Origin of the sequence: Comamonas sp. NLF-1-9 (assembly GCF_019195435.1) — a bacterium.
In the GTDB taxonomy this organism is placed as follows: Bacteria; Pseudomonadota; Gammaproteobacteria; order Burkholderiales; family Burkholderiaceae_C; genus Comamonas_C.
Window position 1 is genome coordinate 377420 of sequence record NZ_CP078069.1, and the last position, 20959, is coordinate 398378.

Consider the following 20959-nt stretch of genomic DNA (forward strand, 5'->3'; position numbering starts at 1 on the left):
GGGCGACGACTTGCCCAAAGCTCCCCAAGCAGTTTTCCGATCAGGAAAAGGAAAAGGGGTTTCAGTCTGCAGACTGAAACCCCTCGTCTTTTTTGGTGCGGCTGGCAGGAATCGAACCCACGACCCCTTGGTTCGTAGCCAAGTACTCTATCCAGCTGAGCTACAGCCGCGAAGCGCGCAACTATAGCACAGCATTTTGGCCTTCGCAGGCAAACCGGGCGGGGTTTTTTGCAGGTTTCAGCGTTTGGCGTAGCCCAGGCAGGCGCCGGCGTTGGGCATGCCCTGGCATTCGCGGTACAGGCGTTTTTCGCGCTCGGCGGTGCTCTCGCCCGAATGGTTTTGCGAAGGCTTGACCCGGGTGCTGCGCTTCTTGGCCGGTGCATGCGTCGCGGACGCTGCCTTCTTGTTCTTGCTGGCGCCCTGGGCGCCGGGCGCAAGCGCGAGCAAGCTGGTGGCGGCAATGGCCAGCGTGAGCCCGCGCAGCGCTGCACGCAGCGCAGGGGCGGGCAAACGGGGGCGTGCAGGGGCGGGACGCGGCATGGTTTTGCCCAGGGTTTGAAGGGAGCGCAGATGGTGGCACGGGTGCGCGCCGGCAGGCACGGGGTTTGCAAGCATGGCCGCAAAGGGGCCGGCGCCGTATAATCTGCGGGTTTTGCATGGTGCAGAACGCACGCCAGAGGCCCTTCCAGCTGCTGGCGCAAGTCACACCGGAGCCTGCGCGGCGCGCCCATGCGCGCTGCAGCCAGCGCCCAATTTTCAGGAAACATCATGATCTCTTCCACAGCCAAGGCCGAGGTAGTCAAGGCCAATGCCCGTTCCGCCACGGACACGGGCAGCCCCGAAGTGCAAGTGGCGCTGCTCACCGCGCGCATCAACGAACTGACCCCGCACTTCAAGCAGCACGTGAAGGACCACCATGGCCGCCGCGGTCTGCTGCGCATGGTGAGCCGTCGGCGCAAGCTGCTCGACTACCTCAAGGCCAAGGACGCCGAGCGCTATACCGCGCTGATCGCCAAGCTCGGCCTGCGCAAGTAAGCGCCGGGCCACGGGACGACGCCTGTGCTGGTGAACCTGGCCCAGGCGTTTTCTTCTTTTCGCAAGGACCTCAGGCAGAGCGAAGCTGTGTCATTCCAAATGGGTATTGGCTCTTTTTTGAGAGCTGCCAGCGCCCGTCTGGAATGGCATCGCGATCTGTTTGACCTTGAAACCAAGGCTGCACAAGCGCCAGCAGCTACCTTTTCAGGAGTTAACGATGACCATCTTCAACAAGATCACCAAGACCTTCCAATGGGGCCAGCACAGCGTGACGCTGGAAACCGGCGAAGTCGCGCGCCAGGCGGGCGGCGCCGTGCTGGTGCGCATGGACGACACCGTGGTGCTGGCCACGGTGGTCGGCTCCAGGAACCCCAAGCCGGGCCAGGACTTCTTCCCGCTGACGGTGGACTACATCGAGAAGACCTATGCCGCCGGCAAGATTCCCGGCAACTTCTTCAAGCGCGAGGCCAAGCCCAGCGAGCATGAAACCCTCACCAGCCGCCTGATCGACCGCCCGATCCGCCCGCTGTTTCCCGAAGGTTTCTACAACGAGGTGCACGTCGTCATTCACACCGTCTCGCTCAACCCCGAGGTGGACGCCGACATCGCCGCGCTGATCGGCACCAGCGCGGCGCTGGCGATTTCGGGCATTCCGTTCAACGGCCCGATCGGCGCGGCGCGCGTGGGCTACATCAACGGCGAATACGTGCTCAACCCCGGCCAGACCGAGCGCAAGAACAGCCAGCTCGATCTGGTCGTCGCCGGTACCGAATCGGCCGTGCTGATGGTTGAATCCGAAGCCCAGCAACTGCCCGAAGACGTGATGCTGGGCGCTGTGGTCTATGGCCACGAGCAGGGCAAGATCGCGATCAACGCCATCCATGAGCTGGTGCGCGAAGCCGGCAAGCCGGTCTGGGACTGGCAGGCGCCGGCCAAGGACGAAGCCTTGATCGCCAAGGTCAACGAACTGGGCGAAGGCCTGCTGCGCGCGGCCTACCACAACCGCAACAAGCAGCTGCGCACCCAAGCCTGCCGCGAGGCCTATGCCGCAGTCAAGGCGGGCCTTGCCGAGCAGGGCGTGGAGTTCGACGCGGTGAACGTGGACAACCTGCTGTTTGAACTGGAAGCGCGCATCGTGCGCAGCCAGATCCTCGCGGGCGAGCCGCGCATCGACGGGCGCGACACGCGCACCGTGCGCCCCATCGAAATCCGCACCGGCGTGCTGCCGCGCACCCACGGCTCGGCCCTGTTCACGCGCGGCGAGACGCAGGCGCTGGTACTGACCACACTGGGCACCGAGCGCGACGCGCAGCGCATCGACGCGCTGGCCGGCGAATACGAAGACCGCTTCCTGTTTCACTACAACATGCCGCCCTTTGCCACTGGCGAGGTCGGGCGCATGGGTTCGACCAAGCGCCGCGAGATCGGCCACGGGCGCCTGGCCAAGCGCGCGCTGATTGCCTGCCTGCCGAGCAAGGACGAGTTTCCCTACACCCTGCGCGTGGTCTCCGAGATCACCGAATCCAATGGCTCGTCGTCGATGGCTTCGGTCTGCGGCGGCTGCCTGTCGCTGATGGATGCGGGCGTTCCGATGAAGGCGCACGTCGCGGGCATCGCCATGGGCCTGATCAAGGAAGACAACAAGTTCGCGGTGCTCACCGACATCCTGGGCGACGAGGACCACCTGGGCGACATGGACTTCAAGGTCGCCGGCACCACGGCCGGCATTACCGCGCTGCAGATGGACATCAAGATCCAGGGCATCACCAAGGAAATCATGGAGGTCGCGCTGGCCCAGGCCAAGGAAGCGCGCATGCACATCCTCGGCAAGATGCAGGAAGCGCTGGGCGGCGCCAAGGAAGAGATTTCCAGCTTCGCGCCCAAGCTCTACACCATGAAGATCAACCCCGAGAAGATCCGCGACGTGATCGGCAAGGGCGGCGCCACCATCCGCCAGTTGACCGAGGAAACCGGCACGCAGATCAACATCGAGGAAGACGGCACCATCACCATCGCCAGCAACGACGCCGCCAAGGCCGACGAGGCCAAGCGCCGCATCGAACTCTTGACGGTCGAGGCCGAAGTCGGTCAGGTCTATGAAGGCCCGGTCACCAAGATCCTGGACTTTGGCGCGCTGGTGAACATCCTGCCCGGCAAGGACGGGCTGCTGCACATCAGCCAGATCGCGCACGAGCGCGTCGAGCAGGTCAGCGACTACCTGAAGGAAGGCCAGATCGTCAGGGTCAAGGTGCTGGAAACCGACGACAAGGGCCGCGTCAAGCTGTCCATGAAGGCGCTGCTGGAGCGCCCCGCGCGCGAAGACCGCGCCGAGGGCGACAACGGCGGGCGCGGCAGCTACGGCGAGCGCGGCCATCGCCGCAACGGGCGCGAACATGAGCGCGCCCCGCGCGACGAAGCGCCGCGTGACGAGTCCGGCGCTCAGGGCGAGGCCTGAATATATTTAAAATGATAGCTGCAAGCGCTTGTCCAGCAAGCGTTTGCGCCTGATTTGGTTTAAATTTTCATGAAGGACGTGATGCGCGCCGTGGAGATCGCCGGCTTTGGCCCGGCGCAGAACCTGCGCCTGGTCGAGCGGCCGCTGCCGCAGCCCGGCGCGGGGGAGCTCCTGATCCGCGTGAGCGCCAGCGGCATCAACCGGCCCGACGTGTTGCAGCGCCAGGGCCGCTATCCGCCGCCGCCAGGCGCTTGCGACCTGCCGGGGCTGGAAGTGGCCGGCGTCATCGTGCGCGGTGACGAAGCGGCGATGGCGCACGCCGGCCTCAAGATAGGCGAGCGCGTCTGCGCGCTGCTGACCGGCGGCGGTTATGCCGACCACTGCGTCGCGCCCGTGGCGCAGTGCCTGCCGGTGCCGGATGGCCTGAGCGACGTGCAGGCGGCATCGCTGCCGGAAAACTATTTCACCGTCTGGAGCAACGTGTTCGACCGCGGCCGGCTGCAGGCCGGCGAGACCCTGCTGGTGCAAGGCGGCTCAAGCGGCATAGGCGTGGCTGCCATCCAGCTGGGCAAGGCCTTTGGCGCCACGGTGCTGGCCACGGCCGGCAGCGACGAAAAATGCGCCGCCTGCCTGCGCCTGGGGGCCGACGCCGCGATCAACTACCGCACGCAGGACTTCGTGGCCGAGGCGCAGCGCCTCAGCGCAGGGCGCGGCGTGGACGTGGTGCTGGACATGGTCGCGGGCGACTACATCGCGCGTGAAGTGCAGTGCATGGCCGAAGACGGGCGCATCGTCATCATTGCGGTGCAGGGCGGCACGCGCGCCGAGTTCAACGCCGCCCTGGTGCTGCGCAAACGCCTGGTGATTACCGGCTCGACGCTGCGCGTGCGCCCCGTCGCCTTCAAGGCAGCCATCGCCCAGGCGCTGCGCGAGCGGGTCTGGCCGCTGCTGGCCAGCGGCGCGGTGCAGCCCGTCATCCACGCCAGCTTTGCGGCGGCGCAAGCCGCCGACGCCCACCTGCTGATGGAATCCAACCAGCACATCGGCAAGATCGTCCTGACCTGGTAAACGCATGAGCACACGTCCCAAATTCATTGCCGGCAACTGGAAGATGAACGCCAGTCTGCAGGCCAACGCCGCGCTGCTGCAGGCGCTGCGCCAGGGTCTGCAGGGGCAGGAGCCGAACTGCCGGATTGCCGTGGCCGTGCCCGCGCCTTATCTGGCGCAGGTTGGCCGGCTGCTGCAGGGCAGCGCAGTGGCGCTCGGCGCGCAGGATGTCTCGCGCCACGACAAGGGCGCCTATACCGGCGAGGTCTCGGCGGCGATGCTGGCCGACTTTGGCGTGCGCTACTGCCTGGTCGGGCATTCCGAGCGGCGCCAATACCACGGCGAGAGCGATGCCGACGTTGCCGCCAAGGCCGCCCGGCTGTTGGCACACGGCATCACGCCCGTGGTGTGCGTGGGTGAGACGCTGGCCGAGCGCGAAGCGGGCCAGACGCTGGCCGTGGTGCAGCGCCAGCTGGACGCGGTGCTCAGCGAGCTGGGCAGCGCCGCCGAGGGCATCGTCGCGGCCTACGAGCCGGTCTGGGCCATAGGCACGGGCCGCACCGCCACGCCCGAGCAGGCCCAGCAGGTGCATGCGGCGCTGCGCGGCCAGCTCGTCGCGGCGCTGGCGGCGGCGGCCGAGCCGATCCCCGTGCTCTATGGCGGCAGCATGAACCCGGGCAACGCGCCAGAGCTGCTGGCCCAGGGCGACATCGATGGCGGCCTGATCGGGGGCGCGGCCCTGAAGGCCGAAGACTTCCTGAAAATCATCAGCGCAGCGCAAGCTGCACAAGCGCAATAAGCTACAAGTTCCGGAGCAAACTCCCATGCATCTTCTGCTCAACATCGTTTTCGCCGTGCAAATGCTCGCGGCCATCGCCATGGTGGCGCTGATCCTGGTGCAGCACGGCAAGGGCGCCGACATGGGCGCGGCCTTTGGCAGCGGCAGTGCCGGCAGCCTGTTCGGCTCCAGCGGCAGCGCCAACTTCCTCTCGCACACCACGGCGGTGCTGGCCACCGTTTTTCTGGTGGCCACGCTCACGCTCGCCTACTTCGGCAACCAGCGCCCGACGGACAACAGCGTGGGCAGCGTGCTGGAAACGCCGGCGGCGGTGGTGCCAGCCACGCCTGCCGCGAGCGCGCCAGCGAGCGAAGTGCCGGCCGACAAGCCGGGCAGCGACAGCAGCCAGATCCCGACCAAATGAGCGCCCGGCGCTCGCATGAAAAAGCCTGCAGGCACGCCAGTGTGAGGGTTTTTACCGGGTAGAATCGTCCGTTGTCCGGGGCTTTGAACATCGAACAGCAGTTCGACCCTCTTGCAGTCCCGGCAGCTACAGCATGCCGTCGTGGTGGAATTGGTAGACACGCTATCTTGAGGGGGTAGTGGCGAAAGCTGTGCGAGTTCGAGTCTCGCCGACGGCACCACCTTCAAGGTCGGATGGTTTCCTTTGCAGGGCGTGACCATGCGGCCTTTGTGAAAAGCAGATCGACCCGATGAACCTTGACGCCTACCTCCCCGTACTCTTGTTCATTCTAGTCGGCCTGGCGATCGGGGTCGTGCCGCTCGTGCTGGGCTGGATCCTCGGCCCCAACCGGCCCGACCCGGCCAAGAACTCCCCCTACGAATGCGGTTTCGAGGCCTTCGACGACGCGCGCATGAAGTTCGACGTGCGCTACTACCTCGTCGCCATTTTGTTCATCCTCTTTGACCTCGAAATCGCCTTTCTCTTCCCCTGGGCCGTGGCGCTGCGCGAAGTGGGCATGGCGGGTCTGATTGCCGTGTTCGTTTTCCTCGGCATCCTGGTCGTGGGGTTCATCTACGAATGGAAAAAGGGCGCGCTCGAGTGGGAATGAGGGTTCGTCTGAAGGGTATTTGTCATGATTGAAGGCGCGATGAAGGAAGGCTTCGTCACCATGAGCTACGACGCCGTGGTGAACTGGGCCAAAACCGGCTCGCTGTGGCCCATGACTTTCGGTCTGGCCTGCTGCGCGGTCGAGATGATGCACGCCGCCGCCGCGCGCTACGACCTGGCGCGCTTTGGCGCCGAGGTGTTTCGCGCGAGTCCCCGCCAGTCGGACCTGATGATCGTCGCCGGCACGCTGTGCAACAAGATGGCGCCGGCGCTGCGCAAGGTCTACGACCAGATGGCCGAGCCGCGCTGGGTGATCTCCATGGGCTCGTGCGCCAACGGCGGCGGCTACTACCACTACAGCTATTCTGTGGTGCGCGGGTGCGATCGCATTGTGCCCGTGGACGTCTACGTGCCGGGCTGCCCGCCCACGGCAGAGGCCTTGATCTACGGCATCATCCAGCTGCAGCAGAAGATCCGCCGCACGCAAACCATCGCGCGCGCTTGAGAAGGGGCATCGACATGACGGATGTGGCAATACGCCCCGAAGAACTGCGCGATACCGTGGCCCGGGTGCTCGGTGCCAAGGCGCGCGAGGTGACGCTGGTGCTCGGCGAGGTCACGGCCGTCGTGCCCGCGGCCGACTACCTGGCGGCGATGCAGCTGCTGCGCGATGCGCCCGAGTGCAAGTTCGACCAGCTCATCGACCTGTGCGCGCTCGACTATTCCACGTGGCGCGACCTCGGTGCCGAGGGCCCGCGCTTTGCCGTGGTCGTGCACCTGCTGTCCGTGGCGCTGAACCAGCGCCTGCGCGTGCGCGTCTTCTGCCCCGACGACGACTTTCCCGTGCTGCCCTCGCTGTGCCCGATCTGGAGCAGCGCCAACTGGTTCGAGCGCGAAGCCTTCGACCTGTACGGCGTGGTCTTCGACGGCCACGAGGACTTGCGCCGCATCCTCACCGACTACGGCTTCATCGGCCACCCCTTCCGCAAGGACTTTCCGCTGTCGGGCGAAGTGGAGATGCGCTACGACGAGACCCAGCGGCGCGTGCTCTACGAGCCCGTGAGCATAGAGCCGCGCGAGGTGACGCCGCGCGTCATCCGGGAAGAACACTACGCGGGCCTGGACCGCGGCGACCAGTGGCTGGGCGGAGTCAATCGCTAATGGCTGAAATCAAGAACTATTCCCTGAACTTCGGCCCTCAGCACCCGGCCGCGCACGGCGTGCTGCGCCTGGTGCTGGAGCTCGACGGCGAGGTCATCCAGCGCGCCGACCCGCACATCGGCCTGCTGCACCGCGCCACAGAAAAGCTCGCCGAGCACAAGACCTACATCCAGTCGCTGCCCTACATGGACCGGCTCGACTACGTCTCGATGATGTGCAACGAGCACGCATATTGCCTGGCCATCGAGAAGCTGCTGGGCATCGAGATCCCGATCCGCGCCAAGTACATCCGCGTGATGTTCGCCGAGATCACGCGCCTCATGAACCACCTGATGTGGCTGGGTTCGCACGGCCACGACTGCGGCGCATCGACGATGCTGCTGTGGACTTTTCGCGAGCGCGAAGACCTCTTCGACATGTACGAGGCGGCTTCCGGCGCGCGCATGCACGCGGCCTATTTCCGCCCGGGCGGCGTCTACCGCGACCTGCCCGACACCATGCCGCAGTACAAGCAGAGCAAGGTCAAGAGCGCCAAAGCCATCGAGGAGCTCAACCGCAACCGCCAGGGCTCGCTGCTGGACTTCATCGACGACTTCACCCAGCGCTTTCCGGCCTGCGTGGACGACTACGAGGTGCTGCTGACCGACAACCGCATCTGGAAGCAGCGCACCGTCGGCATAGGCGTGGTCACCCCCGAGCGCGCGCTCAACCTCGGCCTCACCGGCCCCATGCTGCGCGGCTCCGGCATTGCCTGGGACTTGCGCAAGAAGCAGCCCTACGAGGTCTACGACCAGATGGATTTCGACATCCCCGTGGGCAAAACGGGCGACTGCTACGACCGCTATCTGGTGCGCGTCGAGGAAATGCGCCAATCCAACCGCATCATCAAGCAGTGCGTCGATTGGCTGCGCGCCAACCCCGGCCCGGTGATCGTGGACAACTACAAGATCGCCCCGCCGCCGCGCGTCAAGATGAAGACCGGCATGGAGGACTTGATTCACCACTTCAAGTTCTTCACCGAGGGTTTTCGTCTGCCCGTGGGCGAGACCTATGTCGGCACCGAACACCCCAAGGGTGAATTCGGCATCTACCTGGTGAGCGACGGCGCGAACAAGCCCTACCGCCTGAAGATCCGCGCGGCGGGCTTTGCCCACCTGGCCGCCTACGACGAGCTGGTGCGTGGCCACATGATTGCCGATGCCGTGGCCATCATAGGCACGATGGACATCGTGTTCGGAGAGATAGATCGATGATCAGCGAAGCAACCCGCGCGCGCTTTGCCCGCGAAGTGGCCAAGTACCCGGCCGAGCAAAAGCGCTCGGCCGTGATGGCCTGTCTTGCCATCATCCAGCAGGAGCAGGGCTGGATCAGCCAGGAGAGCGAAGTCGCGGTGGCCGCCTATCTCGACCTGCCGCCGATCGCGGTGCATGAGATCACCACCTTCTACAACATGTACAACCAGAAGCCCGTCGGACGCTACAAGCTGGCGGTCTGCACCAACCTGCCCTGCCAGCTGCGCGGCAGCCAGCAGGCGATGGAGCACCTGGAGGCCAAGCTGGGCGTGAAGATGGGTGACACCAGCGCCGACGGCATGTTCACGCTGCAGGAGTGCGAATGCCTTGGCGCGTGCGGCGATGCGCCCGTGATGCTGGTCAACGACCGCAGCATGTGCAGCTTCATGGACAACGGCAAGCTCGACACGCTGGTCGACGGGCTGCGCAGCGCGGAGGGCAAGGCATGAGCACGGTGGAACAGCTCTTGTCGTCCTTTCAGGCGCACGGCCAGGAGTCGTGCTTCCACGGACGCCATATCCAGCCGCAAATCTACGCGGGGCTCGACGGCAGCAACTGGCGCCTGAAAGACTACGAGGCGCGCGACGGCTACAAGGCGCTGCGCAAGATCCTTGGCGCCGATGGCGGCGCGAAGATGACGCAGGACGAGGTCATCGCCACGGTCAAGGCCTCGGGCCTGCGCGGGCGCGGCGGCGCGGGCTTTCCCACGGGCCTGAAATGGAGCTTCATGCCGCGTCAGTTCCCCGGAGCCAAGCACATCTGCTGCAATTCCGACGAGGGCGAGCCCGGCACCTTCAAGGACCGCGACATCCTCATGTACAACCCGCACATCGTCATCGAAGGCATGGCGATCGCGGCCTACGCCATGGGCGTGAACCTGGCCTACAACTACATCCACGGCGAGATCTTCATTGCCTACGAGCGCTTCGAAGAGGCGCTCGAAGAAGCGCGCGCCGCCGGCTACCTGGGCGAGAACATCCTGGGCAGCGGCTTCAATTTCGAGCTGCATGCGCACCATGGCTTTGGCGCCTACATCTGCGGCGAGGAAACCGCGCTGCTCGAGTCGCTCGAAGGCAAGAAGGGCCAGCCGCGCTTCAAGCCGCCGTTTCCCGCGAGCTACGGCCTGTACGGCAAGCCGACCACGGTGAACAACACCGAAACCTTTGCCGCGGTGCCCTGGATCTTTCGCCACAGCGCGCAGGAGTACCTGGAGTGCGGCAAGCCCAACAACGGCGGCACCAAGATCTTCTCGGTCTCCGGTGACGTCGAAAAACCGGGCAACTACGAAATCCCGCTGGGCACGCCGTTTCCGGTGCTGCTCGAGCTCGCCGGCGGCGTGCGCGGCGGGCGCCAGCTCAAGGCGGTGATTCCCGGCGGCTCGTCCTCGCCCGTGCTGCCGGCCGCGCTGATGAACGAATGCACGATGGACTACGACAGCATAGCCAAGGCTGGCTCCATGCTGGGTTCGGGCGCGGTCATCGTGATGGACGAGACGCGCGACATGGTCGAATGCCTGGTGCGCCTGTCCTACTTCTACATGCACGAGTCCTGCGGCCAGTGCACGCCCTGCCGCGAAGGCACGGGCTGGCTCTGGCGCATGGTGCACCGCATCCAGAACGGCCAGGGGCGCCCCGAGGACATCGAAAAGCTCGATGAGGTGGCGTTCAACATCATGGGCCGAACCATCTGCGCCCTGGGGGACGCCGCGGCCATGCCGGTGCGTGCCATGATCAAACACTACCGTCACGAGTTCGTGGCCAAGATCGAAGCAGCCCAGGCTGCGGCGGCCTGATCGCGGGAAGAGTTATGGTTGAAATCGAACTGAACGGCAAGAAGGTCGAGGTGCCCGAGGGCAGCATGGTCATGCATGCGGCCGAGATCTCTGGCACCTACATCCCGCACTTTTGCTGGCACAAGAAGCTCTCCATCGCAGCCAATTGCCGCATGTGCCTGGTCGACGTCGAGAAGGCGCCCAAGCCGGTTCCCGCCTGCGCCACGCCGGTGACCAACGGCATGGTGGTGCGCACCCGCACGGACAAGGCGGTGAATGCGCAGAAGTCGGTGATGGAGTTCCTGCTCATCAACCACCCGCTCGATTGCCCGGTATGCGACCAGGGCGGCGAATGCCAGTTGCAGGACCTGGCTCTTGGCTATGGCATGTCGGCCTCGCGCTTCACCGAGGAAAAGCGCGTCGTCCTGCCCAAGGAGGTCGGTCCGCTGCTGTCGCTGCAGGAGATGACGCGCTGCATCCACTGCACGCGCTGCATTCGCTTTGGCGAAGAGATCGGCGGCATCATGGAGCTCGGGATGGTCAATCGCGGCGAGTTCGCCGAGATCACCACGATCAAGGGCGATACCGTCGACTCCGAGCTCTCGGGCAACATGATCGACATCTGCCCCGTGGGTGCGATCACCAGCAAGCCGTTTCGCTTCAGCGCGCGCACCTGGGAGCTCTCGCGCCGCCGCTCGGTCTCGCCGCACGACTCGACCGGCGCCAACCTCAACGTGCAGGTCAAGAACCACAAGGTGTTGCGCGTCGTTCCCTACGAGAACGAAGACGTCAACGAGTGCTGGCTCGCCGACCGCGACCGCTTTTCCTACGAGGCGCTCAATTGCGACGAGCGCCTGACCAAGCCCATGATCAAGCAGGGCGGGCAGTGGCAGGAGGTGGACTGGCAGACCGCGCTGGAATACGTCGGCAACGGCCTGCGCGACATCATCGCCGAGCATGGCGCGAACAGCGTGGGCGCGCTCGTCAGTCCGCACAGCACGCTCGAAGAGCTGTACCTGGTCAAGCAGCTGCTCAACGGCCTGGGCAGCCAGAACATCGACCACCGCCTGCGCGCGGCCGAGTTCCCGACCAGGCACGGCGTGCGCTGGCTGGGCACTTCCATCGCTTCGCTCAGCACGCTGCAGTCGGCTCTGGTGCTGGGCTCCAACCTGCGCAAGGACCATCCGCTGTTTGCCCAGCGCATACGCCAGGCGGTGCGCAAGGGTGGTTGCAGCGTCAACGCGATCAATGCGGTGGATTACGACTGGGCCATGGCCATGGGTCAGGTGCTGCTGGCTCCGGCTTCGGGCTGGGTGGCGGCGCTGGCCCAGGTGGCTGCGGCCATCGCAACGCAAAAAGGCGTGGCCGCACCGGCTGCCACAGGCGAGCCCGGTGCCGAGGCCAAGGCGATTGCCGCAGCGCTGCTGAGCGGCGAGCGCAAAGCCATCTTGCTGGGCAATGCCGCAGCGCACCACGCCAAGGCATCGAGCCTGCTGGCGCTGGCGCAGTGGATAGGCAGCCAAACCGGCGCGAGTGTCGGCTACCTGTGCGAAGCGGCCAACACCGTGGGCGCGCAATGGGTCAAGGCCGAGCCGGGCGAGGGCGGGTTGAACGCCGGTCAGATGCTCGCGGGCGCGCTCAAGGCGGCTGTGCTGTTCAACACCGAGCCCGAATTCGACTCGGCTGCCGGCCCCGCCGCCGCCCAGGCGCTGAGCCAGGCCGGCATGGTCGTGACCCTGAGCCCGTTCAAGGCCAACATGGCCTTCAGCGACGTGCTGCTGCCGATCGCGCCGTTCACTGAAACCTCGGGCACTTTCGTCAATGCCGAAGGCCGCATCCAGAGCTTTCACGCCGCAGCCAAGGCGCTGGGCGATACCCGCCCCGGCTGGAAGGTGCTGCGCGTGCTGGGTACGCTGCTGGAGATCGAGGGCATGCAGTGGGAAGCCTCGCAGGACGTGCTCGCAGCGATCACCGGAGCCGCCGCCGGCGAGCTGCGCTTCGTGCCCGCCGAGGTGCTGGACAACACGACCGATGCGGCGCTGGTGGCCGACAGCGGCCCGGTCCCCGAGCCGGTGTCTGCAAGCATCTACCAGCTTGACGGACTGGTGCGGCGATCGCGCCCGCTGCAGATGACGGCCGATGCCCACGCTGCGCGTGAAGGGGGTGCTTCGTGATCGACAGCATCTACAACTCCGGCCTGCAGTTGAGCAGCGCGCCCTGGTGGACGGGCGCGGGCTGGCCCGTGGTCTGGGCGCTGGTGAAGATCGTCTGCGTCGTCGTGCCGCTGCTCGTCGCAGTGGCCTACATGACGCTGTGGGAGCGCAAGCTGCTGGGCTACATGCAGGTGCGCCAGGGCCCCAACCGCGTCGGTCCCTGGGGCTTGCTGCAGCCGTTTGCCGACGGCATCAAGCTGCTCACCAAGGAGCTGATCCAGCCCACGGCTTCCAGCAAACGGCTGTTCTGGCTGGGCCCAGTGCTGGCCATCATGCCGGCGCTGGCCGCCTGGGTGGCGATACCGTTTGCGCCCCACATGGCGGTGGCCAACATCGATGCGGGCCTGCTGCTGATCCTGGCGATCACCTCGATCGAGGTCTACGGCGTCATCGTCGCCGGCTGGGCGTCGAACTCCAAGTACGCGATGCTCGGCGCGCTGCGTGCCTCGGCGCAGATGGTGAGCTACGAGATCGCCATGGGCTTTTGTTTCCTGGTGGTCATCATGGTTACGGGCAGCCTGAACCTGACCGAGATCGTGCTGATGCAGGGCCGCGGCCACATGACCGAAGTGGGGCTGGGCTTTCTGTCCTGGAACTGGCTGCCGCTGCTGCCCATATTCCTGGTCTATCTCGTCTCCTGCGTCGCCGAAGTCAACCGCCATCCCTTCGATATGACCGAAGGCGAGTCCGAGATCGTCGCCGGCCACATGGTGGAATATTCCGGCATGGGCTTTGCCATCTTCTTCCTGGCCGAATACGCGGCCATGTGGCTGGTGTCCACGCTGGCCGTGATCATGTTCCTGGGCGGCTGGCTTTCGCCCATCGGCGCGCTGGACTTCATTCCCGGCTGGATCTGGCTGGCGCTCAAGACCGGCTTCGTCGTTTCATGTTTCATCTGGATCCGCGCCACGTTCCCGCGCTACCGCTACGACCAGATCATGCGTCTGGGCTGGAAGGTCTTCATTCCGGTCACGCTGTTCTGGCTGGTCGTGGTGGGCGCCTGGCTGATGTCGCCGCTGAACATCTGGAAATAACCGGAGGACCGTTCATGGCTGCCGTTGCTGAAGAAAGCTCGACCTTCGTGCTCAAGGACTTTCTCAAGAGCTTCATGCTCTGGGAAATCGCCAAGGGCATGATCCTGACCGGGCGCTATGCCTTTCGCCGCAAGGTCACGCTCGAATACCCCGAAGAGCACACGCCGCTGTCGCCGCGTTTTCGCGGCCTGCACGCGCTGCGCCGCTACGACAACGGTGAAGAGCGCTGCATCGCCTGCAAGCTCTGCGAAGCGATCTGCCCGGCGCTGGCGATCACCATCGAGTCCATCCAGCGCGAGGACGGCACGCGCCGCACCACGCGCTACGACATCGATCTGACCAAGTGCATCTTCTGCGGCTTCTGCGAAGAAAGCTGCCCGACCGACTCCATCGTCGAGACGCACATCCTGGAATACCACGGCGAAAAACGCGGCGATCTCTACTTCACCAAGGAGATGCTGCTGGCCGTGGGCGATCGCTACGAGCCCGAGATTGCCGCCGCCAGGGCGGCCGATGCGAAGTACCGCTGAACGCTGTCATCGCGTGAACCACTGAAAAGAACCGATTCATGGACGCTCAAGCCGGCTTCTTCTATCTGTTTTCCGCCGTGCTGCTGTACGCCGCGCTGCGCGTCGTGACCGCGCGCAACCCGGTGCATGCGGTGCTGCACCTGATCCTGGCCTTTTCCCAGGCTTCGGGCATCTGGCTGCTGCTCAAGGCAGAGTTCCTGGCCATCGTGCTGGTGCTGGTCTACGTCGGCGCGGTCATGGTGTTGTTCGTCTTCATCGTGATGATGCTGGACATTCGCATCGATACGCTGCGCAGCAGCCTCTGGAGCCATCTGCCGCTGGCGGCCTTTGTCGGCGGCCTCATCGCCTTCGAGATGGCGGCCGTGCTGATGACCGGCTTTCGCGGCGTGGATGAGCCCAAGGCCTTGGCGGCGGCGGTCGATGCGGCCGGGCGGCTGGTGCCCTACTCGAACACCCGCGAACTGGGCAAGCTGCTCTACAGCGAATACCTCTATCCCATCGAGGTCGCGGCCATGATCCTGCTGGTGGCGATGATCGCCGCCATTGCGTTGACCCTGCGCCATCGCAAGGACACCAAGGCGATCGACGCTTCGCTCGCGGTGCGCGTGCGCCCGCAGGACCGCCTGGTCGTGGTCAAGCTGCCGGTGACCCAGCCTGCGGCGCCGCTGCCCGAAGTCCCCGCGCCGGCCGCTGCCGAGGAGAACAAAGCATGAGCCTGACACTGGGCCATTACCTGACGCTGGCGGCCTTGCTGTTCGCCATTTCCGTGGTCGGCATCTTCCTCAACCGCAAGAACCTGATCGTCTTGCTGATGGCCATCGAAATGATGCTGCTGTCGGTGAACATCAACTTCGTCGCGTTTTCCCACTATCTGGGCGACCTGGCGGGGCAGGTTTTCGTGTTCTTCATCCTGACCGTGGCCGCATCCGAGGCGGCCATCGGGCTGGCGATTCTGGTCTTGCTGTTCCGCAACAAGTCCAGCATCGATGCCGAGGACATCAACACGCTCAAGGGCTGAGTTCGCGCCCCAACGCACAGCAAGGTTTTGTTCATGAGTTCAACCCTAACCGCTTCAACGCTGCTGGCCGTGCCGCTGGCACCGCTGGCCGGCGCGCTCCTGGCGGGCGTCTTCGGCACGGCGCTCGGTGGCAACCGTTTTGGCCGTGGCGTCTCGCATTCGGTCACCATTCTGGGCGTGTTCATCGCCTTCGTGCTGTCGGTGATGACGCTGTCGGCGGTGGTCAACGACGGCGCGCGCTTCGATCAGACCATCTACACCTGGATGAGCGTGGGCTCGTTCAAGATGGAGGTGGGTTTTCTCATCGACCCGCTGACCGCGCTGATGATGTCGGTGGTTACCTTCGTGTCGCTGATGGTGCACATCTACACCATAGGCTACATGGCGGACGACGAAGGGTACAACCGCTTTTTTGCCTACATCTCGCTGTTCACTTTCTCCATGCTCATGCTGGTCATGAGCAACAACTTCCTGCAGCTGTTCTTCGGCTGGGAGGCGGTGGGCCTGGTGTCCTACCTGTTGATCGGTTTCTGGTTCAAGCGGCCCACGGCGATCTTCGCCAACCTCAAGGCCTTCATGGTCAACCGCGTAGGCGATTTCGGCTTCATCCTCGGCATTGCGCTGGTCTGGTCCTACACCGGCACCGTGCACTACAAGGAGGTGTTCGCACAGGCGCCGCAACTGGCGACGATGCTGTTCCCCGGCACGCAGTGGATGCTGCTCACCGTCACCTGCATCTGCCTGTTCATCGGTGCCATGGGCAAGTCGGCGCAGTTCCCGCTGCACATCTGGCTGCCCGACTCGATGGAAGGGCCGACGCCGATCTCCGCACTGATCCACGCCGCGACCATGGTCACGGCCGGCATCTTCATGGTCGCGCGCATGTCGCCGCTCTTCGAGCTGTCGGAGGCGGCGCTGAGTTTCGTGCTGGTCATCGGCTCGATCACAGCGCTGTTCATGGGCCTCGTGGGCATCGTGCAAAACGACATCAAGCGCGTGGTGGCTTATTCGACGCTCTCGCAGCTGGGCTACATGACGGTGGCGCTTGGCGTGTCGGCCTATTCCGCGGGCATCTTTCACCTGATGACGCACGCCTTCTTCAAGGCCTTGCTGTTCCTCGGATCGGGCTCGGTCATCATCGCGATGCACCACAACCAGGACATGCGCTGGATGGGCGGCCTGCGCAAGTACATGCCGATCACCTGGATCACTTTCCTGCTCGGCACCCTGGCGCTGGTAGCCACGCCTTTCTTCTCTGGCTTCTACTCCAAGGACACGATCATCGAAGCCACGGCAGAGAGCCTGCTGCCGGGCGCGGGTTTCGCCCACTTTGCGGTGGTTGCCGGCGTGTTCGTGACCGCGCTGTATTCCTTTCGCGCCTATTTCATGGTCTTTCACGGCCCCGAGCGCTACGACCAGAATCCCGAGCCGCACCACGACCACGACGCCCACGGGCACGGCAGCGACAAGCCGCATGAGACGCCCTGGGTGATCACCGTGCCGCTGATCCTGCTGGCCATCCCTTCGGTGGTCATTGGCTACCCCTACATCGAGCCCATGCTCTACGGCAACTTCTTTGGCGAGTCCATCCAGGTGCTGGCCGCCCATCCGACGATGGAGCTGCTCAAGCAGGGCTTTCACGGGCCGATGGCGATGGCGCTGCACGCGGTGCAGACCTTGCCCTTCTGGCTGGCGCTGGCGGGCTTTGCCGTCGCCTACTACTGCTACATGGTCAACACCGCCTTGCCGGCCAAGGCGGCAAACGCGCTCAAGCCCGTCTATACGCTTCTGGTCAACAAGTTCTACATCGACTGGATCAACGAGAACATCATCATGCGCGGCGCGCGCATGCTCGGCACCGGCCTGTGGAAGGGGGCAGACCAGGCGGTGATCGACGGCGCGGTGGTCAATGGCTCGTGGCGCGGCATCGGCTGGTTTGCCGGCGTCGCACGCTGGGTGCAGTCGGGCTACCTGTTTCACTACGCCCTGGTCATGATCCTCGGGGTGCTCGCGCTCATGACGTATTTCGTCTGGCTCAACAAGTAGGAGAAGAAGAAAAATGGCTTGGTTGAGTCTCGCCATCTGGGTGCCGATCGCATTCGGGTGTTTCCTGCTCTTTTTCTCGCGCGAGGAGCACGCCGGCTTCGTGCGCTGGGTGGCGCTGCTCGGCGCGCTGCTCGGCCTGCTGGTCACGGTGCCGCTGTACACCGGCTTTCAGCTGGGAACGGCCGAAATGCAGTTCGTCGAGAAGCTGCCCTGGATCGGCCACTTTCACCTGAACTACCACCTGGGGCTGGATGGCCTGTCGTTCTGGTTCGTGCCGCTGTCGGCCTTCATCACGCTGATCGTGGTGATCGCCGGCTGGGAGTCGATCAAGGAGCGCGTGAACCAGTACAACGCCGCCTTTCTGATCCTTTCGGGGCTGATGATCGGCGTGTTCAGCGCGCTCGATGGCATGCTGTTCTACGTGTTCTTTGAGGCCACGCTGATCCCGATGTATCTGATCATCGGCGTCTGGGGCGGGCCGCGCAAGATCTACGCCGCGTTCAAGTTCTTTCTCTACACCCTGCTTGGCTCGCTCTTGATGCTGATCACGGTGATCTATCTGTACAGCCGCTCGGGCGGAAGCTTCGACATCCTCACCTGGCAGCAGATGAAGATAGGCGCGACCGCGCAGACCCTGCTGTTCTTCGGCTTCTTCGCGGCCTTTGCGGTGAAGGTGCCGATGTGGCCGATCCACACCTGGCTGCCCGACGTGCACGTCGAGGCGCCCACGGGCGGCTCGGTGATCCTGGCGGCCATCATGCTCAAGCTCGGTGCCTACGGCTTCCTGCGCTTTCTGTTGCCCATCGTGCCCGATGCGGCGCACCAGTGGGCACCGCTGATGATCACGCTGTCGCTGGTCGCGGTGATCTATATCGGCTTTGTCGCCATCGTGCAGAAGGACATGAAGAAGCTTGTGGCCTATTCGTCGGTTGCGCACATGGGCTTCGTGACGCTGGGTTTCTTCATCTTCAACGATCTGGGCATTTCCGGCGGCATCGTGCAGATGATTGCGCACGGCTTTGTGTCGGGCGCGATGTTCCTGTGCATAGGCGTGCTCTACGACCGCGTGCATTCGCGCGAAATCGCGGCCTATGGCGGGGTGATCAACTCCATGCCCCGTTTCGGCGCCTTCGCGATGCTGTTTTTCATGGCCAATTGCGGGCTGCCGGGCACGGCCGGATTCGTCGGCGAATGGATGGTGATCCTGGCCTCGGTCAAGTTCAATTTCTGGGTGGGTTTCTGCGCCGCATGGGCAGTGATCCTTGGGGCGGCCTATTCGCTGTGGATGTTCAAGCGCGTGTATTTCGGTGACATCGCCAACCAGCAGGTGCGCGAGATGCCCGACATCAGCGCGCGCGAATACCTGATCCTCGGCATTCTCGCGATCGCGGTGCTGTTCATGGGCGTTTATCCCCGGCCCTTCACCGACGTGATGGATGCCTCGGTCGCGCATCTGCTGCAGCAGATCGCCACGAGCAAACTCTGATCAAGACCAGCGGAAAGATACGAGATGATTGACAACATGAGCTGGCTGGCGGTGTATTCGGAGATCGTGCTCCTGGTGATGGGCTGCGCGATCGTGCTGGTGGACCTCGGCGTTACGAGCCGCAAGCGCAACGTGACCCATTTCCTGACGCTGCTCACCATGGGCGTGGTCGCGGGTCTGGAGGCGATGTACGCCTCCAGCGGCAACACCTTTTATGGCTGGGGCAACATGGTGGTCTCGGACAGCATGGGCAGCTGGCTCAAATGCTTTGCCGCCGTGACCATGATGGCCTGCCTGGTTTATGGCCGCCCCTACGCGAGCGACCGCGACATGCTGCGCGGCGGCGAGCTGTTCACGCTCTCGCTGTTCATGCTGCTGGGCATCTTCGTGATGATCTCGGCCAACAACTTCCTGGTGATCTACCTCGGGCTGGAGCTGCTGACCCTGTCCAGCTACGCGCTGGTCGCGCTGCGCCGCGACCACGCCACGGCGACCGAAGCGGCGATGAAGTACTTCGTGCTCGGCGCCATGGCCAGCGGCTTCCTGCTCTATGGCTTGTCCATGATTTATGGCGCTACCGGCACGCTCGATATCGGCGAGGTCTTCAAGGTCATCAACGCCGGCCAGGTGCGCCACCAGGTGCTGGTGTTTGGCGTGGTGTTCATCGTCTCGGGCCTGGCGTTCAAGCTGGTGGCGGTGCCCTTTCACATGTGGACGCCCGACGTCTATCAGGGCGCGCCTACCGTGATTGCGCTGATCATCAGCAGTGCACCCAAGCTTGCGGGCTTCGGCATTGCGATGCGCCTGCTGGTCGATGCGCTGCTGCCGCTGGCCATAGATTGGCAGCAGATGCTGGCGGTGCTGGCGATTGCCTCGCTGTTCGTGGGCAACATCATCGGCACCATGCAGTCCAACATCAAGCGCATGTTGGCGTATTCCGCCATCGCCCACATGGGCTTCATGTTCCTTGGGCTGATGTCGGGTGTGGCCAATGGCGCGGTGGACGCGGTGCTGGCCGAGCGTGCCTACAGCTCGGCGATGTTCTATGTGGTCACCTACGTTCTCACCGTGGTGCCGGCCTTCGGCGTGATACTGCTGCTTGCGCGCGAAGGCTTCGAGAGCGAGGAGATTGCCGACTTTGCCGGCCTGAACCAGCGCAGCCCCTTGTACGCCGGCATCATGTGTGTGTGCATGTTTTCGCTGGCGGGCATTCCGCCGCTGGTGGGCTTTTATGCCAAGCTGGCGGTGCTCGAGGCGCTGGTCTCCAGCGGAGGCGCGCTGCATGTTGCGCTGGCGGTGTATGCGGTGCTGATGTCGGTGATCGGCGCGTTCTACTACCTGCGCGTCGTCAAGGTCATGTACTTCGACCAGCCGCTGACCGCGACCACGGTGTCCGCGCCGGCGGACGTACGCCTCGTGCTGACGGTCAATGGCGCACTCGTGTTCATTGTCGGCATCCTGCCCGGTGGGCTGATGGCACTGTGCGCCGAGGCGATCACGCGCGCGCTCGCGTCGTGAGCCGCACCCTGGGGCATGGGTAGCGCCGTGAAGGTGCTCGATCTGCGCTGCGCCATGGACCACGCCTTCGAGGGCTGGTTCGCCTCGGAGCAGGACTTTCTCTCCCAGCAGGAGCGCCAGCTGGTGCAGTGTCCGCTGTGCGGCAGCACCGGCGTGCACAAGGCGCTGAGCGCGCCGCGGCTCAATCTCAAGTCCGGACGGCGCAAGGGCTCGCCGAATGCGCAAGAGGCGGGCACAGGCACAGCAGTGCAGCCGGCGCCCGCGGCTGCGGCGCTGCAGGCCGCCTGGCTGCGCCTGGCGCGCGAGCTGGTGGCGCAGACCGAGGACGTGGGCGAGCGCTTTGCTGCGGAAGCCCGTCGCATGCACGAAAAAGAGATTCCCGAACGCCCGATTCGCGGCCAGGCCAGCGCGCAGGAGGCCGAGGAGCTGCTGCAGGACGGCATTCCCGTTCTCATGCTGCCGCTGCCTGAATCGGCCAAGACCACGCTGCAGTAGCCCGGTTG

Annotated in this window: 21 protein-coding genes and 2 tRNA genes; 21 read left to right on the top strand and 2 right to left on the bottom strand. The window is 64.7% G+C overall.

The genetic code is table 11. From position 1 onward, the window contains the following. Window positions 1-93: 93 nt before the first annotated feature. Together KUD94_RS01775 and KUD94_RS01780 are read right to left on the bottom strand one after the other, a co-directional pair. Window positions 94-170 (bottom strand) — tRNA-Arg (locus KUD94_RS01775). 67 nt (window positions 171-237) lie between these two features. Then, complete coding sequence (locus KUD94_RS01780; RefSeq protein ID WP_218239324.1) at window positions 238-540, bottom strand: hypothetical protein; 303 nt, start codon at window positions 538-540, stop codon at window positions 238-240. 228 nt (window positions 541-768) lie between these two features. On the opposite strand from KUD94_RS01780, the gene rpsO reads away from it, so the two are divergent. The 21 genes from rpsO to KUD94_RS01885 all read left to right on the top strand — a co-directional run bounded on the left by rpsO (window position 769) and on the right by KUD94_RS01885 (window position 20951). Next, window positions 769-1035, top strand: a complete 267-nt coding sequence (gene rpsO / locus KUD94_RS01785; RefSeq protein WP_218238207.1) for a 30S ribosomal protein S15 — start codon at window positions 769-771, stop codon at window positions 1033-1035. A 217-nt stretch (window positions 1036-1252) separates the two neighbouring features. Further along, window positions 1253-3490, top strand: a complete 2238-nt coding sequence (pnp, locus tag KUD94_RS01790) for a polyribonucleotide nucleotidyltransferase (protein WP_218238208.1) — start codon at window positions 1253-1255, stop codon at window positions 3488-3490. A gap of 69 nt (window positions 3491-3559) precedes the next feature. Beyond that, window positions 3560-4558, top strand: a complete 999-nt coding sequence (locus KUD94_RS01795; RefSeq protein ID WP_255568956.1) for an NAD(P)H-quinone oxidoreductase — start codon at window positions 3560-3562, stop codon at window positions 4556-4558. A 4-nt stretch (window positions 4559-4562) separates the two neighbouring features. Beyond that, on the top strand, window positions 4563-5336 hold the full coding sequence (gene tpiA, locus KUD94_RS01800) for a triose-phosphate isomerase (RefSeq protein ID WP_218238209.1): 774 nt from the start codon (window positions 4563-4565) through the stop codon (window positions 5334-5336). Between the two features lie 25 nt (window positions 5337-5361). Further along, a complete protein-coding gene (secG, locus tag KUD94_RS01805) occupies window positions 5362-5739 on the top strand; it encodes a preprotein translocase subunit SecG (RefSeq protein ID WP_218238210.1) in 378 nt (125 codons plus the stop codon). A gap of 135 nt (window positions 5740-5874) precedes the next feature. Then, a tRNA-Leu gene (locus KUD94_RS01810) sits at window positions 5875-5959 on the top strand. 69 nt (window positions 5960-6028) lie between these two features. Next, window positions 6029-6388: an NADH-quinone oxidoreductase subunit A gene (locus KUD94_RS01815; RefSeq protein WP_218238211.1), complete on the top strand. Its 360-nt coding sequence runs from the start codon at window positions 6029-6031 to the stop codon at window positions 6386-6388. A 24-nt stretch (window positions 6389-6412) separates the two neighbouring features. After that, entirely contained in the window at window positions 6413-6892 is a 480-nt protein-coding gene (locus KUD94_RS01820) for an NADH-quinone oxidoreductase subunit B family protein (protein WP_146911550.1), read from the top strand. A gap of 14 nt (window positions 6893-6906) precedes the next feature. Then, window positions 6907-7548, top strand: a complete 642-nt coding sequence (locus KUD94_RS01825; protein ID WP_218238212.1) for an NADH-quinone oxidoreductase subunit C — start codon at window positions 6907-6909, stop codon at window positions 7546-7548. Further along, window positions 7548-8801, top strand: a complete 1254-nt coding sequence (locus KUD94_RS01830; protein ID WP_218238213.1) for an NADH-quinone oxidoreductase subunit D — start codon at window positions 7548-7550, stop codon at window positions 8799-8801. The genes KUD94_RS01825 and KUD94_RS01830 overlap by 1 nt, the downstream gene beginning before the upstream one ends. Beyond that, on the top strand, window positions 8798-9289 hold the full coding sequence (nuoE, locus tag KUD94_RS01835; protein WP_218238214.1) for an NADH-quinone oxidoreductase subunit NuoE: 492 nt from the start codon (window positions 8798-8800) through the stop codon (window positions 9287-9289). Before KUD94_RS01830 ends, nuoE begins: the two co-directional genes overlap by 4 nt. Next, entirely contained in the window at window positions 9286-10632 is a 1347-nt protein-coding gene (nuoF, locus tag KUD94_RS01840; RefSeq protein WP_218238215.1) for an NADH-quinone oxidoreductase subunit NuoF, read from the top strand. Before nuoE ends, nuoF begins: the two co-directional genes overlap by 4 nt. Window positions 10633-10646: 14 nt before the next feature. Further along, window positions 10647-12785 carry an NADH-quinone oxidoreductase subunit NuoG gene (gene nuoG / locus KUD94_RS01845; RefSeq protein WP_218238216.1) on the top strand — a complete coding sequence of 713 codons (2139 nt, stop codon included), beginning with the start codon at window positions 10647-10649 and terminating at the stop codon, window positions 12783-12785. Continuing rightward, on the top strand, window positions 12782-13858 hold the full coding sequence (gene nuoH, locus KUD94_RS01850; protein ID WP_218238217.1) for an NADH-quinone oxidoreductase subunit NuoH: 1077 nt from the start codon (window positions 12782-12784) through the stop codon (window positions 13856-13858). Before nuoG ends, nuoH begins: the two co-directional genes overlap by 4 nt. Window positions 13859-13872: 14 nt before the next feature. Further along, entirely contained in the window at window positions 13873-14388 is a 516-nt protein-coding gene (gene nuoI / locus KUD94_RS01855; RefSeq protein ID WP_146911543.1) for an NADH-quinone oxidoreductase subunit NuoI, read from the top strand. Window positions 14389-14426: 38 nt separating this feature from the next. Beyond that, a complete protein-coding gene (locus KUD94_RS01860; RefSeq protein ID WP_218238218.1) occupies window positions 14427-15101 on the top strand; it encodes an NADH-quinone oxidoreductase subunit J in 675 nt (224 codons plus the stop codon). Beyond that, a complete protein-coding gene (gene nuoK, locus KUD94_RS01865; RefSeq protein WP_218238219.1) occupies window positions 15098-15406 on the top strand; it encodes an NADH-quinone oxidoreductase subunit NuoK in 309 nt (102 codons plus the stop codon). The genes KUD94_RS01860 and nuoK overlap by 4 nt, the downstream gene beginning before the upstream one ends. 33 nt (window positions 15407-15439) lie before the next feature. After that, window positions 15440-17452, top strand: coding sequence for an NADH-quinone oxidoreductase subunit L (gene nuoL, locus KUD94_RS01870; RefSeq protein WP_218238220.1), 2013 nt, complete (start codon window positions 15440-15442; stop codon window positions 17450-17452). 13 nt (window positions 17453-17465) lie between these two features. Continuing rightward, window positions 17466-18938 (top strand): NADH-quinone oxidoreductase subunit M, encoded by a 1473-nt coding sequence (locus KUD94_RS01875; RefSeq protein ID WP_218238221.1) that lies wholly within the window; start codon window positions 17466-17468, stop codon window positions 18936-18938. Window positions 18939-18962: 24 nt separating this feature from the next. Beyond that, window positions 18963-20456, top strand: a complete 1494-nt coding sequence (nuoN, locus tag KUD94_RS01880) for an NADH-quinone oxidoreductase subunit NuoN (RefSeq protein ID WP_218238222.1) — start codon at window positions 18963-18965, stop codon at window positions 20454-20456. A 27-nt stretch (window positions 20457-20483) separates the two neighbouring features. Next, complete coding sequence (locus tag KUD94_RS01885; RefSeq protein ID WP_218239156.1) at window positions 20484-20951, top strand: DUF1178 family protein; 468 nt, start codon at window positions 20484-20486, stop codon at window positions 20949-20951. Window positions 20952-20959 lie beyond the last annotated feature (8 nt).